The organism is uncultured Psychrobacter sp., assembly GCF_947500265.1.
Classification (GTDB): Bacteria; Pseudomonadota; Gammaproteobacteria; order Pseudomonadales; family Moraxellaceae; genus Psychrobacter.
In genome coordinates, this window is the sequence record NZ_CANMRN010000003.1 from 207,132 (window position 1) to 230,733 (window position 23,602).

Here is a 23,602-nt window from a genome sequence, read left to right on the forward strand (position 1 = left end):
TCAATGCTCAATCCAACTGAGTGGATTAATACGTTTGTCAGTATTAAAACCATCTAGAGGACTACAAGTAGGACCCGTACAAGTAGGCGGTACAGGATCACAGTTGCCATTTGGACAAATAAGTGTAGGCGTACAAGAGTCACCTTCACAACGATTAACTAGTCCGCTAAAAATACTAGTATCATTGAACTGAGTTACAATATTATCGACAATCCCTGAACCTGCATTAAACGTAGAGCGACTGGTCAGTACATCATTACCTGTGCCATCTAGGCAAGCACCATAAGGCAAGCAAGTACGTTCACGTTGAGTCTCACCTTTAACACCAGCACTACATGCTTGGATCACTTGTCCTTTGTCAGGGTTGTATGAGGAGGACACTAATACTCCAGCTAATGCATCGGGTTCATTAAACATTTTTATTTTGTAAGGACCAGTAGTTTGTGTCGTCTCGTTTAGCCAAGTGTTAAATGGCATGTACCATCCTTGGACCGCATTGTTCTGCATATTTTGCTTAATACCATTTGAACCAATATCTGTAGCTGAGAACGTCAGTTTTTGTAGTTTGTTATTTTCATCTGATGCCACTCCAACCTTGTTTACAGGTGTACGCATGCTAATCGTCGTTGCTGTACCAGTTCCATAATAGAATAAATCGCTACGGGCAACATCCTTATCGATAATATTGTATAGAGCGTCAGGCATATTTCTGGTTGCGGTTACTGGATTACTGCGATCTCCCGTCCCTACCGTTACCATAGCTTGTACGCCACTGGCATTACCTGTTGCATTAGCTGCATCTTTATAAGCATACTTGCCGTTATAGAAAGTAATCAGCGGACGCTCATAAATGCGCGGCGGTGCATCACCAGTACCAACTTGATCACTGACATCTAATATTTTTACTACCCGATCTACTTTGAAATTATCAGTATCAGCATTGTTATTGATATCTGCTCGCCATACTTGACCACCCAAGTCAGCAAAATAAATATGATCTATTAGACCATCATAATTACGATCTAGAGTTCTAACCTGAGTGACAACACTATGCTTAAGGTCATCTGCCTTCGAGTACTGTAATGAAGCAGAGCGAGAAGTACTGTTACTACCAATACCGCTATTACTTGCCCACCATAATAAATTACCATTATTTTTTGAAGTATCTACTTTTTCTTCATTATTGGCTTTGGTTATGACCTCACCTACTTGTACCATATAAATGCTGTTGCCCTGGGCAACGTCTTTATTGCTACATTGAGTGTCATCCGGATAACTGGTATCTAGCTTAAATGTTGGATTCTCATAGCAAGCATCATAGCCACCAGGTAAAAAGCTAACCATAACACGTTTGCCGCCACTTTTGACATAGCCAAGAGCGGGCTTACCCCATGTTTGCCCCATACGAGCATAGGCTTTTTGGTCGGCAGATGCAGCTGCGCTACTAGTAATAGCACTAACACCATTTTTGACACCACTTATATCTGTACTAAGTTTTTTTAAGCGATTAGCGTAATTCGAACCCACACTATAGATTATTTTAGGACTTTCGAAGTTTGAGACGTCTAACGCATAATACATAGAACCGCCCATCCGCAAACCACCTAATGCAAAGCTTTGATCAGATTCGTAAGTATTGACAGTTGTTGCGGCAGCACCGGTACCTGTAGTAGTAGACTTAGTAGTATAAGAGGCATAAGTTAACCAAGGAGCATCGACACCGTATGGATAACTACCATCTTCTGCAGAACCACTACCAGTGAGTGCTTTAGGTTGCAAATCAAGAATCTGTTTTGGTACAAAAGTAAAGGTTTCTTTGCCCGTACTATCGTCGAGCATATGTAGCGCACCGTCCATAGAGCCATAGATAATATAATCTTTACGCTTGCTGGTATCGAACTTGCCAGTAGCATCAACCGCTACTTCTTTGGTAATAAGCTGCGGTATAGAATGCAAAACACCGCCAATATTCTTTAATGCCTTATTTTGAGTAGACGTGAGCGCTGTATTATCTTTGATCTTTGCTTCTTCTGGTTCGCTATAACCCATAAAATTAAGTAGAGCTACTTTCTGCTTATCATTATATGTTGTCGATAAAGAGTTGAAGTTTACTGGCTTGTTATTAGCCACTTTCAGATTGACCAGGCTATCACCACTATCGACAAACAAGTTTCTGTTACCTATACCAGTAGTAGCATTTTCAAATACTTTTTGATAAGCACCACCAATTTGCGGCGCACCGCCATCGGGTCTCGCGGTATCAAGACGACTGGTATCAGTGATTGTATTCCATAAGTCATGAGTGTTTTTTGCAAACAGCCCACTGCTATCAGAAAAGACGAATTTGTTGTCGCCACCAAGTAAGGTAGAGTTCTTGACTTTATATTTCTTTAGGTTACCTTTCCATAACAATGGTGATTTAGGAATCGGCTCAAGAATAGGTAAGTAGGCGAATTGACGAGATTCTAGCCCTCCTAGACTATCAAGCGGTACCGACATTGTGCCTGCTGATATTGGATCAATTTCCGCAGTACTAACATCTTCAATAAACTTTCTAACACTATTGGCAATATCTCTTGGCTCTTCGGTGTAATAGAAGCCACCATTACCATAGCCTTCACCTTTTTCGCCAAGTTTACATAGATTTTTGGCATCTTGACTAATACCATCAGCATCACATTGGTAAACGTCTACATTCTCAACGACACCGCTAGGTCGAGTAATAGTTCTAGTGATTTTCCCTTTATCTGTGAGCTGTTTAAAAACACTTCCAAAACCAACCGTTGCCGTCGCAATAAGAGTACTTTTAGGGTTGCCTTTGTTATATAAGTTTTTAGAATATTCACCGATACATTCCCATCTAGAAGCTGTCCCATATCTACCTGTACTGGCTAAGCCAGAATCACATGTACTGCCCATACTCAACGAGCTACCCGCCAAGCTATTTTCCATCAGGTTAATAGTATCAGCGGTTGATGTATTAGGCTCGCCATCGGTCAGAAAATAAACGCCATACCCATCACACTGACTGGCTTCACCTTTAATAGGAGAGTCATACTTTGATAGCTCTGGTTTGACCTTAGTATCATCAGAAGATTGATCAAAACCACCTTTTGCCCCATTACTATTGCCCCAGTCTTTTGTATTTCCTTTATAGTAATAAGTGATGTCACCTACTTCACGACTGAAATCAAACCCGCCCAACAAATCAAGGTCCGCATCTCCCTTTTTATCAAGATTCTTTTGAACTTTATCCTTATTACTATAACCATTACATTTGTAATATTTGATATTATCTACTGTAGATAATTGTGATTGGTTGTTACTACATTTATATAAATCGTACTTTTTATTATTTGTGCGGCGATATTCTAGATAACCTATTTCCGTATAGTGTGTTTCATATGTTCCTGCCTGAGTATTAGTGCCTAGCATATAGGCACCTGCTTCAGCATATGCATCAGCAGTAGGAGTGCTAGTATTAGCACTTAAAGACTTAACTGTCGTAAGTAACTTTCTTCGATTGTCTAAAGTCAAATCTAACACTGGATCGATGATCTTACCGCCACTTTTTCCAGAGCTACTATAAAAACTACCTAATCCAATTCTATATTTACTTAAATCAACATTTTTACCAAAGGCCGCATCACTCTTCGGGTTGGCAAACATCGGCATGAGCGCCATTTTGAGACGTGACATACGGTCGTAGTATTTTGTATCTCCTTTTTTTACATAAGTTACATCATACTCATAAGCCTGATTTGTTTTTACACCCTTATCATCGTAAAGATCCTGAGTTAGCTTTCCCGAAGTGGTACCATCACTAGATAAGACCGCTGAATAATCGCTACTAATACTTCTCTTATCCATACTTCCTGAGTTATCGAGCATCATTATAATAGAAGCGTTACCGTAAGTAGCTCCTTGGTATATCTCTAGATCTGTTGTATGACCAGCACTACTAGCCATGCAGCCTAATACTACAGTCGATAGTAATTTTAGAGACCAACCTGTAGTAATAGGATGGGCCTTATTAACTTTGATTCTGTTCGGAACTTTCATAATAACCACCCATATACTAATTACTGTTAGAAATAAACTGGTACTGTTATATATTGCTACGACAAGTTGAAAAATTATATTCTTAGCTTCCAGATACACAGGTAACGCCAACAGGCTGGTTTATATAAGTCTGTTGTTGCGTTTGATACGGAACACTTAGTGCAGTTAAGCAGCTATCTACAGTATCAGTCCCAGTACGCGGTTGTTTAAAACAACCTGCTATAGAAGTAGTATCTTTGCTCGCAGCATTTCCTAATGGCGCGCTAGATAATGCAGGTATAACCGAAGTTACGTAGCCTATAAAAGTAGTACAGCCAATAGCTGCATTGACCCCTGTTGTAGAAGGTTCAACATCGTTTGACGAGGTACCTGAGCCTTCTTGAGAAAATATACTCGTACTTTCAGGTCGAACAAAAGTCATTTGAGTAATCACGCGACCTTCACTGACATAGTCATTACTATCGTCAGGATTACAATAACCGTTATTTTTAGAGGTCAATAAGGCGTTGTTACGATCAACCTCACTTATTTCAAGGATACTAAATAGTTTAGTACTGCGTGGTCTAACACAAAAACTGACTTTGTGTCCTTCACGTTCGCCACTAGACATATAACCCTTTAGAGTATCATTCTTCTCACGGCTAGCAGCACTCAAGATACGATCCTCTTTTTCAACTTTTAGTAGAGCAGCATCATTGGCCTGAAACAGAAGTTTATTGACTTGGTCGGCTGTTGCCACTTTTAAGTCCGTAGTGCTTTGTCTGACAGCAATCGCCCCTACTATCATAATTAAAATAAGTACTAACAATACTACAATTAACACTGCCCCAGATTCTCTATATATACTTATAGATAGTTTAGGATGATTTATATTTTTAGATCTCATCACAAACCCCCTCTAGCATTACGTAATAGCACTGTAGTTTCATAGACATTACGTAAATATGTCGGCCCATTGACAGCAGCACTATTAAGTTTCACATTAGATTTATCAAGAACTGTAAATGCCAACTCACTATTTGTTTGCGGAGTCGCTGTCGGATTGTCTGAACGGGCTAATATACCAATTTGTAGGCTAACGATACGTCTAGCACTAAGGGCTGTTGTAAAGTTTGTAGTGGTGGGAATTGGTATATAGGCAATGTCTAAATTTTGAGGGTCTGTAGCAAAATCTCTACTTGAAGATATACCTAGCTTCGCTCTAAAGTAATCAACGTTAGGTATAATAATAGTACCTGTACCTGCTAGATTATTAGCTGTCCCAGCTGTTTCACCTGGCACGATGTATTCTTTTATATCCATACCAGTTGGGCTTCCAGCAACTGACTCATCATAATCATAAATAGCCGATGCACAAGCCAATCCAGGAGCATTAGGTGTAACTGTAGTATCCATCCGTACAAAGTATCGCTCGATCACATAAAAACCTTCTGGTATTGCAGTACCCTCACAGTCAAAAGTACCAGTTCTATCCGACCTATACTGAATCGTTAACTGATCGCTATTAGTAATACCATCTATGTTACTTATGCTATTGCCAGACGCATTACTTGATAATAAAGCTGCTGGAACAGCCTTACCATTCAATACCAATCCAGATAGATTACCCTGTAACCAACTGACTGGCGTACCAGTACCACTTGGTGCAGTCAGCACTACTCCACCTTGCGGCGTTAAATGATTCATAAAAAACTCATCATAAGCACTGGTTGATTTAGCACCATAGTTCGCTCGTCTTAAATGCTGCTGTATTTGCGAAAAACCAAAGATAGCATTATCTTGAATTTGTGAGCTGGCTTCTTGACGACGACTATTCACCGAGCTGGTATAAAAAATCTGCAATGCAGCAGCTGATATCAATAGACCAAGTACCAAAGCAATCATCAACTCTACTAGCGTAAATCCCTTTACTCTATTAAAAGTTACAGTATGCGAAGTAAGTGTGCTATTACTCGGCACAGCTGATTGTGGATAGTCTCGATGTTGTGGATTCATATTATATTTCCATCATCATACACGTCGCTCTGGCGTAATAATTACCACCAGCCACTACCGTCTTATCTTTATCATCGACCACTCTTTCCGTCAAACAGTCAGTCTCATCATCTGTACCAATGGTAGGTGTCGTTTCCCCCCAAGCTGATATCAAACAATATGAGTACATAATATTAGTGGCTGCATCAGTTCCTATGCCACCAGTATTAGGGCAAGGATGCATCTGTATCTGAAAATCATAACTCTGTAAATCTAACTTGATCCTATAACTTTCGGCTACTGCAAGTTCTGTTGCTGTACAAAGCTTAGTCACTGCTACACCATTTAAGCCACATTGTGTAGTAGGCGCAGTAATAGAAGATGTTTTATTAATTTCGTTTTCATAAGTTTCAATAGCAAAAGGATTTGAATGTATCCTTTCCGCAATGTTTCGCATCATTACCAATGACTGAGAGCGTTCAAAGGATTCATTAGTGACCTTGATAGCTTGTCCTTGCAGTGCACTATAGCCAAGCACCGCGATACTCAGCAATAGCAATGCAATCATAACTTCTATTAGCCCTACACCTACTTGTCTAGACTTAGTAATCATGAGCAGCTTCCGGAGTTTGTAGTACTAATATTGGCAATCTTATTAACACTTACTTGCCTAGGTATAATATTGCTTGAGCCAGTATCGCAAATGGTATACATAATACTTTCATCGCTAGCAATGACCTTGTTTGGTTGAAAGGTAACTGTAGTTATAGCAACTGGAATACTACCCATAGTCGTGATCGTCACCGTGTTTCTGTCATTTATATTATAAGTAAGTAATGTACCACTGCTATTTTGCACAGTGATCGTTCTCGGATTAGCAGTGTTGTTATAAATAACACTAGTATTTTGCCGTTTAATAATACTTTCAGCTTTAGCTTCTTTTAGTGCGCTTTCTATTATGGAAGTAGTCGACTTAACCCGCTGATTAGCAAGTTGAGTACTAATACTAGGCGCTGCAATACTCACAATAATGGCAAGAACAGCAATGGTTACCATTAATTCGATTAAGGTAAAACCTGAGCTTACGTTCTTCAGCTTAGGTGGTAGAGTGTTCAAAGACGCATTCACATAGTATTCCTGTTCAAAACTGCAATTATCTGTCTTTTGCTTATGGCATATTGATTGTGAGTATCTTATGCTTATGTCTTACTACTATGATTTTTCGCATATATCTGTTTAATAACATGCAATTTTCATTCCACGATATCTAATAAATATTATCTGAAAGTACCTATAGGTACTTTCTAACGTCCTTGACTAATGTATTAGTTCGCCAAAAAACTGCTTAGACATTTAGCTCATAGCAAAAAATTAATATACATATCTATAACAATATAGCGTTAAGGAAATATATTAGCAATAATTAGATATTACTGATAAAGATAAATTGGGTTTAGGTTTTGCTGCCATGTGCTAACACATAAGCAGAAATTTGATAACTATTATGGCTGCTATCTTTTGCTGATTTTACTGTTGCAAGTGGAATGAACGCTCGCGCTAATGCTTGTAAGCTTGCACCTGTGGTAGATACGTCATCAAATAGTAGTAAGCATTTTGTAGGAGGCTTTTCGATTAGAGCAAAGGCGTTATCTAAGTTACTAAGACGTTCGGCACGAGACAGCCCTTGCTGACTAAATGTATCGTCAATACGCTTAACGCCTTGCCATAAAGGAATCTGCCAATGTTTAGACAATTGGGCAGATAGAATACTGACAGGATCGAACCCTCGTTTGACCAATCGTTGACTTGTCGTTGGCATAGCAACAATCACACTGTTATTGCGATGACAACCGTGTGGACGCGGTAATTGACGTATAGCATGCAATAATAACGGCAATTTCGTCATATCTTCTTGATGCTTAAATGCTCGGATAGCTTGACGTATTGGATACTCGTAGTAAGTAGAGGCTTGGATAGATAGAGATATACTAGGAGCGATATCCACTTCAAAAGGTCTTGGTAACCAAGTTATATCGTTGTGACAGTGAGCACAAAGTAAACCACTGCTCAAATAGCTGTTTGCTTGATGAACGATATTAGTAAGAAAAGAGTGTTTCTTTAAGGCTGTCCGTGTAGGCGGCGCATCCACTATATTATGTAGGCTAGATGGTGCTTGATGGCGCAATAGTTGAGATCGTGGTGTACTACGATAAATACGGCATAGTTGGCAGCGCATATCCATATACTCTGCCAACCACAGTCCAGTTTGATAAGGCGCTAAGCGGCGCATAAACTATTATTTTTCATAACTTATAATAAATTCCACCTATGTTAGAGCCTTTCTCAAATTGATGCTCTTTCTAAATTAAAGCCCTTTCCAATCGTTCAGTACAATACCAAAGCCGATAGAGGTATTTTCATGATTATAGTCAATGATCGACTCACCATAGCCTTGGAATAGCTGAACCATACCATTAACGTTCTCTGATATAGGATAGATATAGTCGATTTGCGCAGCACCTTTATTGGTACCTGGATTGTAGCGCAAGGTACCGCTAATGCTCTGATCAGCAGGCAAATCGTACAAGAATTTGATATCACCATAGCCCATGTAGTCTTCAATATCTGGGTTGTCATCATCGCTATTACTATCACTATTTACGCGAGCCCATAGACGCGGTATGACTGATAGCTTGCCCCACTCTGCGCCTGCCATGAGGTAAGCACGGTTCCATGAGCGTGATAATGGATCATCTTGTCCATTCGAGTGATGCACAGCACCTGCGCCCAGCATACGTAAACGTCCACCAAAAGGTAGGTCTGCTGTTACAGGTTGGGTCAGGAATATTTCAGGTTGATAATCTGTAGCACGGAATGGACGCGAGTTGTCTTCGTTATAAACTTGCCAATGTGACTCTTGAGTATAGCCAAACCATAGGTCAGCACTGGTATCAAACAAATCTTCTGCCACCTTTGTCTTCAAAGATAGTTGGAATTTTAGTTCAGTTTCACGCATCTCGTTAGCAGTTAGAGACTCGGTCTCTTGTGATGGTGTGCTTGGATTTAAATTAGGATCAAAGGTATAAAATAATGGCAACAGATACGTCGGTCGATATGGTCTGACCGTCCAAGTACCACGCTCACTGTTTTTATCTAGGTCATAAGATAGACTGAGTGGCGAGAATTTTTCGATGTCTGTTTGAGTGACACCGACATTTTCTAAAATCTGTGCCTCACTATTCGTTTCAGCATCTATTTCTACATTGCCACTTGCCTTCAATTTGCTAGCAGCTGTTTGCTGATTGGTCATCAAGATGGTATCTGCATCTTCAACTGTCGTACCACTCATCGCCGTTTGAGACTCAGCCAATATCACTTTTGGATTACCTGAGACCGTACTTTGAAAGGTTTTTGCCAAATCAATTGGTTGTTTGGTTGAGGTATAGCTTGGTGTCTTACCTTGTTCAGCTACTTTATCAAAACAAGCGAGTCGAGCAGCACTAGACTGGACTTGAGTACATTCAGAAAACAGCTTGGCTTGCTGGGCAATAAATTCTTTGCTAATTATTTTGCCATTTTGTGTACTCATATCAGAAGATATCGCACTGTTATCAAGACTCTGTGATAGGTCAAGATCCTCGTATTCAAACGCAGCTTCGGGTGCTGGTAGTTCGTTATAAGTCTGAGAGTCATCAGCAGCTTGTACTTGTATCGCGGTACAACTCAACGCAAGAGCAACTGCAATACGAAGAGGCATATGCGCATTCTGGTAAGACGGCTGTTGGTGACGCTGAGTAATGGTATGGGCAAACATAAGTGTCCTTTATCTAACTAGCATTAGCGCTAGCAGAGTATATGAGGTAATTAATATAGCCATTAGCGTTATCGCTAAAATAGAATTGACTGAGACTATCAGCTAATCGCAGATATTAGGAGCGAAAAAAATGACAATTAGTGCCCCTGCTGCATTGTTTCTTTATTGTAATGAAAATATAAGCACGATACTAGCTTTATCGATAGTTAAAATAAGCATCTATCAATATAATTACTTATATAACAAATACTTAATAAACATTCTATAGTATGAATTTAAAGGCATCAAAAAAGCCAGCATACTTTCTTAGTATACTGGCCTTCTTAATATTCTTAAGAATTTTCGAAATATTACACTGGTTTCTTAAGTGTTCATTGTTAAATGTTAGTTGTTCAACGCCGATAATGTTTGCTCAAATTCTGAGCGACCAATCTCACCCACTTGCTGATTTACTAGCTGGCCATCAATATAATACAGTAGCGCTGGTGGACCGAAGAGTTGGTAACGAGACAACACGGCTTTTGAGTCTGCCGTCGTTTCAGTAATATCGAGCTTTACTAATTGCCAATCTTGCATTTGTGCTGGGCGATTATGAAACAGGTTCTTGTCCATAATGCGGCACTCAATACACCACTCTGCTGTCAGATCGACAATGACATTCGGATTGGCTGCGACAATGGCATCTAGCTCTGCAAGCGTCGTGATCGTCTTATCAGTGGTGCTATCACTATTCACTGGTTGACCAGATGTTGACTGTACCATCATCGGTGCTGCACCCAACGACGCTAATGGATGTAAGCTATCATCATTACCCAATGCAGCGCCGACTATTAGGCAAGCGGCCCAAATACCAGTGATAAGGCTTAGTGCTTGGGTCAGCATACGACCTTTACCTAGCCAACTCCATGCCCATGTTGCCACGACCATAAACCACAATGCCCATACCATCAGCATGACTGGCGATATAAAAACTCGCTCAATCAATAACAAAGCCACGGCAAATAGTAGTAAAGCAAAGCCTTGCTTGACCCAATTCATCCACTCGCCTGCTTTTGGCATAATCTTGCCTTGAGTAGCACCGATTAGGATAAGCGGCGCTGATAAACCAAAACCAAGCATGAATAAAGCGGCAAAGCCGAGCAACGGACTACCAATAGTAGAAACCGCCAATAATGCCCCAAATAATGGCGCAGAAACACAAGGTGACACGACTAGCGCTGATAAAAACCCAGCGATTAAACTGCCGCCTGTACTACCAAGCTTACTGTCACCTGCTTGGCTTAAGCCTTGCATCTTTCGACTGATCGCTTGTGGTAATCGCACACTGAAAAGACCTAACATGTATAGTGCGAGAAGTATAAAAACAATAGCAAAGCTAATGAGAATAATTGGATTCTGCAGCCAACCAATAATACCTAAAGATTCACCGAATACTGCGATAACAGCGCCCAAAATTCCGTAAGCAGTCGCTACCCCAATCGCGTAACTGGTGGTCAAGATGACACCGCGTTTGACCGTTGGGTTTTGTTCGCGGGCTACAATGTTGGCCACGATAGGTAACATCGGTAACACACATGGCGTCAAGGCCAAGCCTAAGCCTGCTAGAAATAATAGTACTAATGCCAGCCAAGGGTGAGAAGCCAAACCAAAAGGATCGCTATCAACGAAACTGTTGCTCAAGGTATTTTCACTATTGGCCGTCTCGCCTGTTACGCTGCTATTTGCTACAGAAATCGTATTCGTCGCTGCATTACTATCTAAAGAATCATACTCTACAGCGCTGTCATCAATGAGATCATAATCAATAGCCCCATCGTCTGTCAGTGCTTGCGCCTCATCAGGCAAAGGATTATCAAGAGCTGTTGAGCTTGCTTCCTCTGGTGTCGTCGTAGCACTATTCTCTGAATCGGTCGAGCTCGCACTACTCTCACTATCTGCTGATACCTGCGTCGATGCAGCTGCAATATCGACAGTCGTATTAATCTTTTCAGGTGGATAGCACAGTCCTGCTTTTGCACAGCCTTGCCAGCCGACGACGATAGCTCCGTCTTCTATATTCTTGCCACTATTGTTTGTCAGTGTGGTGGTAGCGACCATATTCGCTTGGTCAAATACCAGTACTTTGCCAAATGTCGGATCATCTATCGAATATGGTGTCTGGCTAAAGGTAAAAGGTGCAGCCGTCACGCCAGCGGGTAGCGTAAGCTTGATTTGCTTTTTATAGACGTAATGTTCAGGAGTGATATCAAAATTAACAGATAACCGCGTACCTGCTTTGACAGGGGTACTATCTGTACTTACCTGAAACGCTTGATCTACTGGCAAAAACTTTGACTTCGATGAGCTTTCACTACTACCAAAAAGGTCGCCTAACCCTGCCGCTTGTACCGTCGATGTCGCTGATAAACCTGTCAACAATGAGCCACTAGCGATAGCAAGCGCTAAGATATGGGATTTTTTCGAATGGGTAGATACGCTAAATGATGAGGACTTTGGTGATGTCTTGATGGACATGAATGGCTACCTATTATTACCGATATTTTAATCAATCTGCTCGCTATTTATCTGCGTGTCGCAGCAATGTCTATCTTGGTTTTAACTTTTTCTGGTGGATAGCATAGCCCAGCCGTTGCACACCCTTGCCAACCAATAATAAGAGGCGCGTTTTTGGCACCCTTACCATTACTGGTCGTCATTGTCGTGGTTGCAATGACGCTTCTTTGCGTAAATACAGGAACCTGACCAAAGGTCGGATCATTGATTGATACTGGTGATTGATTAAAAGTGAACGGCGTAGCGTTTATTCCTGTAGGGAAGCTCAACGTAAGCTTATCCTTGTAGACATAATGCCCTGGCGTAATTTCAAAACTGATCGACAACCGCGTGCCTTTGGAAGTCGCTTTGGTATTACTGACCACCTGAAAGGCTTCATCCACTGGTAAGAACTTTGAGTTTGACGAGGAGCTATTTTTAAATAAGTCGTTTAGTCCTGCTGCTTGTGCACTGACCGATGTCATTGACAGAACCGTTACTAATGAAGTACTGGCGACGGTTAGAACCAATTTATAAAGGTTTTTAAAAAAGTATTTATTAGAATTTTGGATCAACATAAATGATTACCTTTAATTGCAGTTTGCGATGACTTTTTGCTGAGCGCCTAGATATATTTATAGCACTGGCTATCAAACTTGTATTGAACAGTAGGCAGTTTATCTACTGATAAAAAATATCAACCAATAAGGGAATATTGGTTGATATTTATAAATTGTTGAAAGTGCATCGATGAGCGAATGTTTCATGCTACAAAGCTATATCAGTATCAGAACTTATTCACTATACGTCTGTTATTAAGCTTTATAGCTGAGCATAAAGATCCGCATCTTGACCTTCACCACCTTGTTGACCATCAGCACCTAACGAAAATAAATCGTAAGGGCGCCCTTCACTACCTGGTGCAACATATTGCATCTCATTTTCCCAGCCATCAGTTGGATAGCCACCTTTAATATACCCACCTTCAGGATAGTTTTTTGCATCAGCTGGCGGTGTCGTAAGCGCCTCTAGCCCTTGAGCAGTCGTCGGATAGCGCGAATTATCAACCTTATACATATCTAGCGCATTTGAGACAGTGGCAAGCGCCGTTTCAGTTGTTTTAACACGGGCCTTATCACTTTGACCAACTACTTTTGGTACCACTAATCCAGCAAGAATGGCTAGGATCACAATAACGACCATAATTTCGATAAGAGTGAATCCTGCTTGACCAGACTTTGTCCTCACACTGCGCTGCATAGCTGAAGAAGCGATCTTATGGTCAGTTACAATATTTGAATGGGATTGCATATCCTGAATAGCACTTTTTGGCGTCATATTTACTTGGAGTTTGTCAGTCATAGTCATCGCTTTGGTCATCACAGTTATGTAAATAGTAAAAGTGGCGTTCTATTGTGGCTCTCATCAATACTATATCAATGAGCTCTGAAACTATTGTCACTATAAACCATGGTTTTATTTTTATCCAGCGCTGTGCCTAGTTTGAATTTGGGTTTGCTATTTTAGCCGAAGTTAAATGTTAGCTGACTCTAAATGTATGACTATTAAACCGTGCTTACTATAGCGCGGGGCTGGTGTTTGCCATAGCAAAAATAGCGTTCGTTCAACAATATACAACAGTAAGCAAACCTTAAGAAAGCTAGTCCAAGGTTTAGCAAGTAAGTCAGGTGATATGAATAGAGTAAAAGAGAACTAAATAGAGATATTGAAAAAGGAGAGCTGACTATATGTAAAGAGTATGGCAAATCATCAGCTAGCGAATGAGCCTAGCCTGCCAAATCGTTCATATTAACGATAGGTAGCATAACCGCCATTACAATAATCATGACTACTACGCCCATCAGCACCAACATTAGAGGTTCGAGTAATGATAATAAGGTGCTAATAAAATTGGTTGCTTCTGCCTCCTGCATATTGGCGGCACGGCTGAGCATATTTTCAAGCTCGCCTGAGTTCTCCCCACTTTTTATCATCTGTACCATCATCGGTGGAAAGTAAGTAGATTTCTCTAGCTGGCTAGACAAACTAGAGCCTTCTGTGACCCTATCAGCCGCAGTAATAATCGTTTTTTGGATATACAAATTGGTCGTGACCGCAGCACCGATATGTAATGCCTCAATTAAAGGCACTCCTGAGCGTACTAGTATCGCAAGAGTACTGGCAAATCGCGCGGCATTTAATCCTTTCGACAATCTGGCTAGTATCGGCAACCTAAGCACCACGCTATCAATGGTTAATTTACCTGCTTGCGTTTGGGCAAAACGGTAGAATAAAAATGCAGTACTTGCCAATACCAATAGTATCAACCACCACCACTGAGTAATGATATTCGATAGCGTGAGAACGATTTGAGTAATCAAAGGCAGCGCTTGCTCAGACTGTTCAAAGACTTTGACAATTTTGGGTACAACGAAGCTCATCAGCCCCATAATTACCGCAATTGCCATTACCATCAGAACAATCGGATAGACCATGGCCCCTTGGATTTTCTTTTGGAGGGCAAAACGGTTTTCGGTGTAGTCTGCTAGTTGATTGAGGATAAGATCAAGGTGACCAGATTTTTCGCCTGCAGCAATCGTAGCGATATATAACGGTGGGAAGCTAGCAGCTTGTTGCAGGGCACGTGCTAAGCTGAGTCCTTCTAAGACATGTGAGCGCACTGCAAGCATCAGGGATTTTATATGAGTCTTTGGAGATTGCTTAGCAACCGCTGCCAAGGTTTCCTCAAGTGGGATACCCGCTGCCAATAATACAGATAACTGACGTGTCAGCAATGCCAACTCGTATGCAGACGGTTTTTTGTAGCGGTTTTTGCTCTGACTCTGTCTGTCATTGACCGGATTGACTTCAACGGGTGTCCATTGCTTATCGCGCAACTGCTGGCGAATTTGCCGCGCAGAATCCCCCTCTAGCAAGCCTTTTTGGACAACGCCATGGTCGTCAAGCGCTTTGAAATGATAGGCAGGCATGGCAACAGATATCCTAAGAAGCTTACAAGTAGATAGTTATGATTTATGACTTAATAGAATTCTATTAATTTGACATTCTACGCTTAAAAAAGTGGCGTTGAGTCATTACTATCAGGCATCAAACCTTGTAATAGCAAAACATCCAGATGCTGCTGCTGTAGCTTTTTATCAAAATCATTAACTTCAGCGATTAGCATTCTTTCAATACGTTTATCACTCGCGAACACGCTCAAGCGCGCACAAATAACGGCCAACTGATAAATGCGTTTTTTGCAATAACCGTCAAGACCTTGTAATAATCTAACCATATGCGGGGTTTCAAGACTGGCGTAATCATAGTCAGCCACGACTTGCTGGCCAAGGGCTGTGACGCCATAAGTAATCGACAGATGAGCACAATAATAACAGCTGAATAAATAACCAACCACATGACCAATATAATAGCCTCGATCGTAGGTAAAACTACTTACGCCAAAGTGACCAAGTACATAACTGTTGAGGCTACCTTGGTCGCGAATTGGCTTGCCGTGCTTTAACTTACCGACTGTAGCAAAGCACAATGGATTGCGACCATCTTGAGTCGTCAGTTGCCAACCGGCGGGCTGCTGCGCAGGCATATGACGCACAATATCTGCAATAATGTCATCGACCACATGCAGCTGCTGCCAGAGTCTTTCGAGCGTATCCGTATCCATCAACCCACGTTTATCAAGCTGCTGCGCAAGTAAATATTGCTGATATTCTGCGAATTGCGGCTTCAGGGTTTGTACTAAGTAAGTAGGACGCGTATTGGCAGATGCCATATATAACAGTCGAGTACGCTCGTGCTGAGCACGATAAAGCGCAACACGCTGCGTAGCGACATTAGTTTCTTGAGCCACAGGTTTTGCAGCTACTGTAAGACTATCGGATGACTCAGATATTACTGCTTCAGTTGCTACCGCCTCGATATCTGGCAAAGTAAACATCGTCAATAATGCCGCCTTATCAGGTGTCTCTACCGACTCATTTTTCGGCGCATCTTTGCTGACCTGCGGGTTCTCTATAGCAGTGTTTTTATCAACATTACTTTCTATTTTAGCAGTTGCAGCAGCCTCTTGTTGGCCATTACTTCCTGCATTTAGCTTTGCGGTCGGTTCAGTCATAACATACCATCAGCAGCGAAAATAAACATCGTCTCGATCCTTTTATATGCCTATCGTATAAGGACATATAGCGCGTTACAACATCAGCGCTTTTGTCTCGACGACTCATCAACCCATAGTACCTGAACACAGACTCAATGTCAGCTGCCCTTAACTAAAATAGCCATAGCAAGTTACCAAAGGTTTTATAGATATGAATGGTTCAACGTTTATAAACAATATGTATTCACAAATTAAAAAAAGCGCCAAGGACATATAAATGACCTTAGCGCTTATCGTCGAGATTCTACTTAAATAACTTAAATAAACAGCAACTAGAGCTATGCAAGATTGTTCTGTCGATACTGCTGACGGTATGCTTTTGGCGAGACACCATACACACGTTTAAACGCCTGACTAAAAGTTGAATCTGAGGCATAACCTACCATCTCGCTGATACGGCTAATACTGTTTTGCTGTAAGCGTAAATATCGAGCCGCCAATCGTAAGCGGTAATCAATCAGATAAGTCAGTGGCGGCATACCAACGGTGTCTTTGAAACGCTGTGCAAAGCTAGAACGCGACATTCCTGCTACTTCTGCAAGTTGATGAATGGTCCAGCTTTCACTCGGTGCCTCATGCATCGCGGCTAATGCCTTGGTCAAAAACGGATCTTTCATGGCCTTAAGCCAGTTTTCTGTAGCTTCAGGTAAGCTTTCAATATACACGCGCAAACACTCAATCATCATGATGCTTGCCCAATGATTGATTACAGCCGTTTTGCCCATACGCTCACGCTCAGCTTCTAGTGTTAGCAGCTTTATCTCTACATCAATCACTTCAAACCGTCCGTCAGCAGCATCATTGAGCTCTGGCAATATCGGTGGCAGTACTGACAACAGAGGATTAATCATCTCTTTGTCGTATTTGCATTCGATTAGTATCAAAGATGAATTGGGGTCTCCATCGCCATCGATATCAAGTGTACGCTCGGTGCAATTACTCAATAGTTCATCAAGCGACTCAGCAACATCACCATGGTGATTGAGTGCGTAACTCACATGCTTGTGCGCATTCGGAATCATGATCATGTCGCCAGCGCGAGCTTCTCGTAGACCATTACCAACATCAATGCAAAAACCGCCAGACATTACCAAGTAAAATAAAATGGTGTCTTTTCTAGTCATAGAATAAGACCAATTGCCAGTGCCATTTAGACGATAATACTTAGTCTCAAATAAATGCACGTTTTGCAGCAATACACTCAGTGCGTCCATCAATCAATTCCTCAATAATGCAGATTAATAACGATTCATCTTAAAAAAATAATAGTATTCTTAATCACAAGTTCTGTCGGTTTGCTCCATGCCAATACTTGCTCCAATAAATAATTTTTATTAAATAATATGGGTGTGATAACACTTAAGCATAATGCATCATTTAAAACGTCATGTCTATTTACTTATTAGAACTACTAAACAATAGTAGAGGAGACACAGTCACGCTAGGCCTTAAGGAAAACCTACAGGAAATGATGATAAAAATTTGGGGGATTATCTAGCATTGAAGGTGCTATCAAACTCTATCTGTTTCATCTTGTAAAGATAATATAGAGATAAAATCGAATAGGCATAAAAAAATCGCCATCAAGGGCGAGTGCTATTACTGATATATTTTTAGATTAAGATATGATTTGTATGTAGATACATACAGAATAAAATATGGGGCGACTGATGGGACTCGAACCCACGACAACCGAGATCACAACCCGGGGCTCTACCAACTGAGCTACAACCGCCATAACTATTGCCAAAGAATAGGCAAGATTTGCAGGCTAAATGGTGCGCCTGGCAGGATTCGAACCTGCGGCCACCTCCTTAGAAGGGAGATGCTCTATCCAGCTGAGCTACAGGCGCTCTTAGAGGACTTTTATATACTAAGCTTACTTTGCGATGTATTTTACTATATCAGAAACTAAACCGTTATACATAAAAAAAAGCCTGTAAGGCTCTTAAAATAGATGGTCGGAGTGATAGGATTCGAACCTACGACCCTCTGGTCCCAAACCAGATGCGCTACCAAACTGCGCCACACTCCGAAATTCTCTATTATCACGATAGTTTGTTAATCAACTCGTTGTTGGCAATGCCGCTAACTTGTTAATGTTCCTCGCTATCGAGGTGCACATATTAAGGGGTAAAGGCGATTGTGTCAACACCTATTTTCGATTAATTTCAAATAATCGCTAATTTTTTTAAAATTACGTCAATTTCGCCAAAATAATGACAGTAAGACCCTTTATCTATCAGTCATTGATGACCGTATTAAGCTTTGTCCAAATGTGGCAGTACTTCACCGTTAAGTGTGCCTGTCAAAACATCAAACGGCATTAACCATAAATAGGCATCAATTGATTCATTGTTTTTAATATCATCGCTACTGCTATCATTATTACCATAATGTGATTGCTGCTTGAGCGCTACTGGTTGCCTATCACGACCTAGCACCGGATAAACCAACCAGACCTGCCCCGCCAAGTAAGCTTGTGCATAGCTAGTCAATTGATAAGCGTCGCTCGCACTAATCGCAGCGGCATGTGGTAAGTACTTCCACTTAATATCGATGACATGACTGTAGTGACCTTTTGTTTTGTCTTTAGCTTGAGTTTGATGAGCTGCTGTATCACTCTGATTTTGACAATCATTGGAGACGATTTCAAATATCAGCAAATCAGGCCGTATAGACAAGCACGCTAGTCCTTCAGCATCGTTTAGCCAGACACTTTGAGTTTGGTAAAAAGGACGGTAATTGCTACTAACCTGCTGAAACATCGATGCGATACGCTGACTTGCCCATTGCTCAAAAGCTTGATTCATATCAATTAACAAACACAATCTTAGCTGAGAGCAGTTTTGTCTATTTGGATCAATACCGTTACCTGTCGCAGCTGTCGTCTGTTTCAATAGCCAATATGCTAGGTCTACTAACTGCTGCGCGGCATGCAATTTTTGCTTTTGGAGTGGCTGAACGTCTAGCTGACGCTTTGCTTGAGCATATATTAATGCTATCTGCTGCATTTCGCGGTTGTTTAGCGTAGGCACTTGCTGCCATGGCTGCAACAGTTTTGAAGAAATAAACTGGGGCAATAAAGGCATCAAGTAAACCAATGCTCTCTTAATCAGCCGATTGGCCAACATGTCGTGACTTAATACGCTACTTTCACAGATGAACTTATGCGGTTGCATACTATTGTGACGCAGTTGCTCTTTGATGAGCAGTCGACCTTGCAGAGATGCCTGATTATCAATCTGAGCCTGATAATGCTTGGTTGGTTGATAATCCATTAAACGCTGCAAAAACTGCTCAATCAGCCAATCTGATATAGGCAATACTTTCAACGGTAAAGGAGCGGACTGGGAACTAAACTGACCGAAGTTTTTCGTATTGGGTAGCTTACGATTGTTATGCGCATCAAGATGAATTAAATCCGATAGCATACCCTGTACCCAATAACGAGTCTGGACGATATCGCTAGGCTGAGTAGACTGATTTAGCTTTGGCAATATCTCAAGCGTTATGCCACTAGGTAGGAGAATAATCCCAATGTAGTGCCCAACCTTAAGCTGCCATTGCCCTCGCTTACGCTTGATAGTAAATACTGCAAACTCTTGTGCCATTAGCCAGTCGAAGTCAGACGCTTGCAAAAAATCATGCACGGTCAGACGTTGATGCTCAAACACGGTGATAACATTCATTGTGACGACACTACTGTTAGGGATACGAGTCTGACGACTATTTGCCCTAATAGCGTGCTCTTTGGCGTAATATTGATTATTCGTTATCACTGAACGGTCACCCTGCTAGTACAAACGCTGATAGATAGCAGCATTATTAAACTCACCATCCCTAGCGATCAGATCGGCATTGATAGTATAGCTATTCATACTCATAGACTGACCAAGAAAAGAACCCTGCCCTGCAAACATTTGGTGTTCAGCGGAAGCATTATTTTGGTTGCCCATTGGATTATACAAGTCGTCATTCGTCAATGCTTGACTGTCCTGTACAAACTGCTTACTCGTCGATTGCTGCTCATCTCTAAAGATATACTGCAGCACCGTAATTTGACCACCAGTTGCTTGAGCCAATTGAGGAATAATTTGTTCAACGAGAGCTGTTTGTAATTGTTCTAACTGAGTGACTGCGAATAAAAACGCATGACCCAACTGCGCTTCTACTCCCAGTGTCTGCACAATACGTCTATTCAAACCTGTTAGTAATTTACTCAAATCTATCATAGCTGCTTCTGAACCGTCAGATAGGCCAGCATCAATGTCATTGCTGTCACGAATTGTCGATAGTAAATTAGGCTGCGGCGGACAATCAATAAAGCGAAAACGTCGACGTAACGCCATATCAAGTGGTGCTAAAGAATGGTCTTGGGTATTCATAGTGGCATAAATATCAACATTGGCAGGCACACTAAAGGCACGTCCAGAATACGCCAAACTTACTGTCATCGTATTTGGCTTGCCCGCTCGTTTATCAGGCTCTATCAAACTAAGAAGCTCGCCAAACACCCGTGACACGTTAGCACGGTTAATCTCATCAATCAGCATTGCATAACGCTGCTGAGGGTCACGGGCGGCGCGTTGGCACAGCTTCAGGAATGCTCCATCTTGCACCGCGTAACTCATTTGAGTTTGATTAGAAGGGCTACTATTTGCTTGAGCGGTGCCACTCATGACAGGGCGTATACCTTCTACAAACTCTTCATAACCGTAGGCTTGATGGAAGCTCACCATACTAAAGCGCTGCTGAGCAATATTCTGATTTTGATGAGATTGGTTGTCACGCTTTGCTTGCTGAAATTCTGCTAATTGCTGTGTTAAACCTTCTAGTAGCACCATACTTTCAGGTAATAAATACCATGCTCCACTATTGTCTTTGTCAAAATAAGCTTGGCTAGCACGGTTATCAAAACTGACTGTTTGAGAGTTCGTAGGACTATGTCTGCGTAGCTCTAACCAAGCTGTGCTATCCAGATTTTTATCACGTGAGTTCTGAGCAGCTTTGGTCATAAAAAAAGGATGATCAATAATTTCTCGTACCTTTAACAAATCCTGTTGTTCAGCACGTAAATCTAAAAATACCAAACATAATACTTCGCGCCAGCTTAGACCTTGCAGCAGCTGTTCTAATAAGTCTTCATTTTCAGTCTTGGGTAGATAGTCGGTATATTGCTTCGCGATTTGCAGCAACCTATAGGTTTTACCTGTACCAGCAACACCCGTATAAATAATATTGGTCGGTTCATGAGCAGATATATCAGGCATAACGTTATCCAGCGGCATTGAAAACAGGTTTGAAACAGACATGCTAACATTTTGTCATTATAACGTGGCTGTCTATTGGCATGGTAACTATAGTCAACCCTCTATAAATTAGATGCGGTGTTCGTCTCGCTTAGTCTACTATTTGTAGTACTTTCACTCGGCTTCCTTGTATATCAGTCATATTGAACTGACTATACCAATCACTTAATAGTACCAATGTCCAAATGATACTGATAGATAAGATAGCTAGGCTGCTTTAAGTGGCGATCTAAATTGATGACATAACCTAGCAACATAGCCACGCTACTATAGTTTTGTAAGCGCAGCAGTTCATGCTAATAATAGTAGGAAAGCAATGGTTGATGTACCATAGTATTTGTAGCGACTTTCATTATCTATATTTGTGTCGCTATCATAAAAAGCCATGCTAAGAATGTCATTCAACTCATTTACGTTAAGGAATTTTGTATGTCAGGATTATTAAAAAAACTACCCGCCAAGTTGACCAATAAACTGCCAGCCAAAGTATCTGACAGCACAAAACCTTCAGTTGAGAAATCCAGTAGCACGCTAAAACCAATTAGCAATCAATTTACCAAACTGTTATCCGTCACCAAATATCTGCCTGCTGGTGCACGTTCAAGTATTTTATCTAAAGCCTTTGGCAAGGTCGTTCCCTATGTCGGCACGACCGGCATTTATTATGAGACGGTAGAACCAAACCAAGTCGTCGTTAGTTTAAACAACAATAAAGCCGTCCAAAACCATATCGGCTCTATCCATGCAGTCGCCATCACATTACTGGCTGAGACGGCTACGGGGTTTATTTTGGGTTTAAACTTGCCCTCTGATCGCATTCTGCTGATTAAATCTTACTCGGTAAATTTCCATCGTCCGATCAAAAAAGGTCAAATTGCTGCTATTGCAAGCTTGTCTGACGAACAGCGTTTGGATATCCTAAACACGCCAAAAGGTGAGATGATTATTCCTTGTGTCATCAAAGATCGTGAGTCTGATAGTGACCGCGATCCAATTGTGGTTGAGATGACGTGGGCATGGATACCAAAAGCGGAGCTAGAGGCACGCCGCCAAGGTAAAGGGTCTGAAAAAGTCGCAGAAGATGACTCTAAAACCGAGGCAGCAATCGAAGAAAGCGATGCCTCATCTACTCAAAATAATAGTACTGATAAGTAGCTAGTAAAAATTGATAACAAACCCAATGAGGAAACAGTATGTCCAAACTTAGTACTTGCTTGTCTACGCTAGCGCTCGCCGCTATGTGCTCATTGGGTTTTGTTCATAGCGCTAATGCTAATACGACGACAGCTGTTAGCATTGCTAAATCTAGCCCTACTTTCTTGGGCGATGGCGGTACTTATCCTTTTTCAGAGGCTGTACGCGTGGGCAATACATTGTATATGTCGGGACAAATTGGCTTTAAAGATGGCAAACTGGTCAAAGGCGGTATCAAAGCTGAAACCAAGCAAGTGCTCGATAACATCCATAGCACGCTATTAAAGTACGGCTACCGAAAGTCTGATATCGTTAAATGTATGGTCATGCTGACTGATATGGATGACTTTGATGACTTTAATAAGGTCTACAAGGTTGAGATGATAAAGCCTTATCCTGTACGCTCAGCTTTTGGCGTATCAGAACTGGCTGCTGGAGCAAGCGTTGAGATTGAGTGTATGGCTGCAAAATAATAGCGGCTAAAAACTCTAAAGCTCCACAATTAGAAAAATACCAAAATAACTGGCTATTCACGCC

Annotated in this window: 17 protein-coding genes and 3 tRNA genes; 2 read left to right on the plus strand and 18 right to left on the minus strand. The window is 41.3% G+C overall.

The features are described from left to right. From Q0788_RS05765 to Q0788_RS05850, 18 genes are all read right to left on the minus strand, one after another. Positions 1–4,062, minus strand: coding sequence for a hypothetical protein (locus Q0788_RS05765; protein ID WP_298808667.1), 4,062 nt, complete (start codon positions 4,060–4,062; stop codon positions 1–3). Positions 4,063–4,144: 82 nt separating this feature from the next. After that, positions 4,145–4,948: a PilX N-terminal domain-containing pilus assembly protein gene (locus Q0788_RS05770; protein WP_367179711.1), complete on the minus strand. Its 804-nt coding sequence runs from the start codon at positions 4,946–4,948 to the stop codon at positions 4,145–4,147. Further along, the gene (locus tag Q0788_RS05775) at positions 4,948–6,057 is read right to left on the minus strand and encodes a PilW family protein (RefSeq protein WP_298808669.1); all 1,110 of its coding nucleotides are present in this window, start codon (positions 6,055–6,057) and stop codon (positions 4,948–4,950) included. The genes Q0788_RS05770 and Q0788_RS05775 overlap by 1 nt, the downstream gene beginning before the upstream one ends. Position 6,058: 1 nt before the next feature. Beyond that, positions 6,059–6,649: a type IV pilus modification protein PilV gene (gene pilV / locus Q0788_RS05780; RefSeq protein ID WP_298808671.1), complete on the minus strand. Its 591-nt coding sequence runs from the start codon at positions 6,647–6,649 to the stop codon at positions 6,059–6,061. Further along, positions 6,646–7,164: a Tfp pilus assembly protein FimT/FimU gene (locus Q0788_RS05785; RefSeq protein WP_298808673.1), complete on the minus strand. Its 519-nt coding sequence runs from the start codon at positions 7,162–7,164 to the stop codon at positions 6,646–6,648. The genes pilV and Q0788_RS05785 overlap by 4 nt, the downstream gene beginning before the upstream one ends. Before the next feature lie 325 nt (positions 7,165–7,489). Beyond that, positions 7,490–8,326 (minus strand): ComF family protein, encoded by an 837-nt coding sequence (locus Q0788_RS05790; protein WP_298808675.1) that lies wholly within the window; start codon positions 8,324–8,326, stop codon positions 7,490–7,492. Positions 8,327–8,401: 75 nt separating this feature from the next. Further along, the gene (locus Q0788_RS05795) at positions 8,402–9,850 is read right to left on the minus strand and encodes a phospholipase A (RefSeq protein WP_298808678.1); all 1,449 of its coding nucleotides are present in this window, start codon (positions 9,848–9,850) and stop codon (positions 8,402–8,404) included. 384 nt (positions 9,851–10,234) lie between these two features. Then, positions 10,235–12,364, minus strand: a complete 2,130-nt coding sequence (locus tag Q0788_RS05800; RefSeq protein WP_298808680.1) for a protein-disulfide reductase DsbD domain-containing protein — start codon at positions 12,362–12,364, stop codon at positions 10,235–10,237. 47 nt (positions 12,365–12,411) lie between these two features. Continuing rightward, a complete protein-coding gene (locus Q0788_RS05805; RefSeq protein WP_298808683.1) occupies positions 12,412–12,960 on the minus strand; it encodes a protein-disulfide reductase DsbD N-terminal domain-containing protein in 549 nt (182 codons plus the stop codon). A gap of 244 nt (positions 12,961–13,204) precedes the next feature. Then, positions 13,205–13,642, minus strand: a complete 438-nt coding sequence (gspG, locus tag Q0788_RS05810) for a type II secretion system major pseudopilin GspG (RefSeq protein WP_179798223.1) — start codon at positions 13,640–13,642, stop codon at positions 13,205–13,207. A 527-nt stretch (positions 13,643–14,169) separates the two neighbouring features. Beyond that, positions 14,170–15,372, minus strand: a complete 1,203-nt coding sequence (gspF, locus tag Q0788_RS05815; protein WP_298808686.1) for a type II secretion system inner membrane protein GspF — start codon at positions 15,370–15,372, stop codon at positions 14,170–14,172. A gap of 83 nt (positions 15,373–15,455) precedes the next feature. After that, positions 15,456–16,517: a hypothetical protein gene (locus Q0788_RS05820; RefSeq protein ID WP_298808688.1), complete on the minus strand. Its 1,062-nt coding sequence runs from the start codon at positions 16,515–16,517 to the stop codon at positions 15,456–15,458. A gap of 320 nt (positions 16,518–16,837) precedes the next feature. Then, entirely contained in the window at positions 16,838–17,773 is a 936-nt protein-coding gene (locus Q0788_RS05825) for an AraC family transcriptional regulator (RefSeq protein ID WP_298808690.1), read from the minus strand. A gap of 445 nt (positions 17,774–18,218) precedes the next feature. Beyond that, positions 18,219–18,294 (minus strand) — tRNA-His (locus Q0788_RS05830). 41 nt (positions 18,295–18,335) lie between these two features. Continuing rightward, positions 18,336–18,412 (minus strand) — tRNA-Arg (locus Q0788_RS05835). Positions 18,413–18,517: 105 nt separating this feature from the next. After that, positions 18,518–18,594: transfer RNA gene (locus tag Q0788_RS05840), tRNA-Pro, on the minus strand. Between the two features lie 226 nt (positions 18,595–18,820). Then, entirely contained in the window at positions 18,821–20,341 is a 1,521-nt protein-coding gene (locus Q0788_RS05845; RefSeq protein WP_298808691.1) for a hypothetical protein, read from the minus strand. 15 nt (positions 20,342–20,356) lie between these two features. Continuing rightward, positions 20,357–21,874: an AAA family ATPase gene (locus tag Q0788_RS05850; protein ID WP_298808692.1), complete on the minus strand. Its 1,518-nt coding sequence runs from the start codon at positions 21,872–21,874 to the stop codon at positions 20,357–20,359. Between the two features lie 426 nt (positions 21,875–22,300). Here Q0788_RS05850 and Q0788_RS05855 point away from each other — a divergent pair, with 426 nt between their 5' ends. Both Q0788_RS05855 and Q0788_RS05860 read left to right on the plus strand, forming a co-directional pair. Beyond that, positions 22,301–23,026, plus strand: a complete 726-nt coding sequence (locus tag Q0788_RS05855; RefSeq protein ID WP_298808693.1) for a DUF4442 domain-containing protein — start codon at positions 22,301–22,303, stop codon at positions 23,024–23,026. A gap of 38 nt (positions 23,027–23,064) precedes the next feature. Beyond that, positions 23,065–23,538 (plus strand): RidA family protein, encoded by a 474-nt coding sequence (locus Q0788_RS05860; RefSeq protein WP_298808694.1) that lies wholly within the window; start codon positions 23,065–23,067, stop codon positions 23,536–23,538. The last annotated feature ends 64 nt before the right edge of the window (positions 23,539–23,602 follow it).

Excerpts from the sequence above, each read along its gene's own strand:
- gspF (WP_298808686.1), bottom strand. The coding sequence starts at position 15,372 with ATGCCTGCCTATCATTTCAAAGCGCTTGACGACCATGGCGTTGTCCAA.
- Q0788_RS05820 (WP_298808688.1), bottom strand. The coding sequence starts at position 16,517 with ATGACTGAACCGACCGCAAAGCTAAATGCAGGAAGTAATGGCCAACAA.
- gspG (WP_179798223.1), bottom strand. The coding sequence starts at position 13,642 with ATGCAGCGCAGTGTGAGGACAAAGTCTGGTCAAGCAGGATTCACTCTT.
- Q0788_RS05860 (WP_298808694.1), top strand. The coding sequence starts at position 23,065 with ATGTCCAAACTTAGTACTTGCTTGTCTACGCTAGCGCTCGCCGCTATG.
- Q0788_RS05770 (WP_367179711.1), bottom strand. The coding sequence starts at position 4,948 with ATGAGATCTAAAAATATAAATCATCCTAAACTATCTATAAGTATATAT.
- Q0788_RS05850 (WP_298808692.1), bottom strand. The coding sequence starts at position 21,874 with ATGTCTGTTTCAAACCTGTTTTCAATGCCGCTGGATAACGTTATGCCT.
- Q0788_RS05790 (WP_298808675.1), bottom strand. The coding sequence starts at position 8,326 with ATGCGCCGCTTAGCGCCTTATCAAACTGGACTGTGGTTGGCAGAGTAT.
- Q0788_RS05805 (WP_298808683.1), bottom strand. The coding sequence starts at position 12,960 with ATGTTGATCCAAAATTCTAATAAATACTTTTTTAAAAACCTTTATAAA.
- pilV (WP_298808671.1), bottom strand. The coding sequence starts at position 6,649 with ATGATTACTAAGTCTAGACAAGTAGGTGTAGGGCTAATAGAAGTTATG.
- Q0788_RS05800 (WP_298808680.1), bottom strand. The coding sequence starts at position 12,364 with ATGTCCATCAAGACATCACCAAAGTCCTCATCATTTAGCGTATCTACC.
- Q0788_RS05775 (WP_298808669.1), bottom strand. The coding sequence starts at position 6,057 with ATGAATCCACAACATCGAGACTATCCACAATCAGCTGTGCCGAGTAAT.
- Q0788_RS05765 (WP_298808667.1), bottom strand. The coding sequence starts at position 4,062 with ATGAAAGTTCCGAACAGAATCAAAGTTAATAAGGCCCATCCTATTACT.
- Q0788_RS05825 (WP_298808690.1), bottom strand. The coding sequence starts at position 17,773 with ATGGACGCACTGAGTGTATTGCTGCAAAACGTGCATTTATTTGAGACT.
- Q0788_RS05855 (WP_298808693.1), top strand. The coding sequence starts at position 22,301 with ATGTCAGGATTATTAAAAAAACTACCCGCCAAGTTGACCAATAAACTG.
- Q0788_RS05795 (WP_298808678.1), bottom strand. The coding sequence starts at position 9,850 with ATGTTTGCCCATACCATTACTCAGCGTCACCAACAGCCGTCTTACCAG.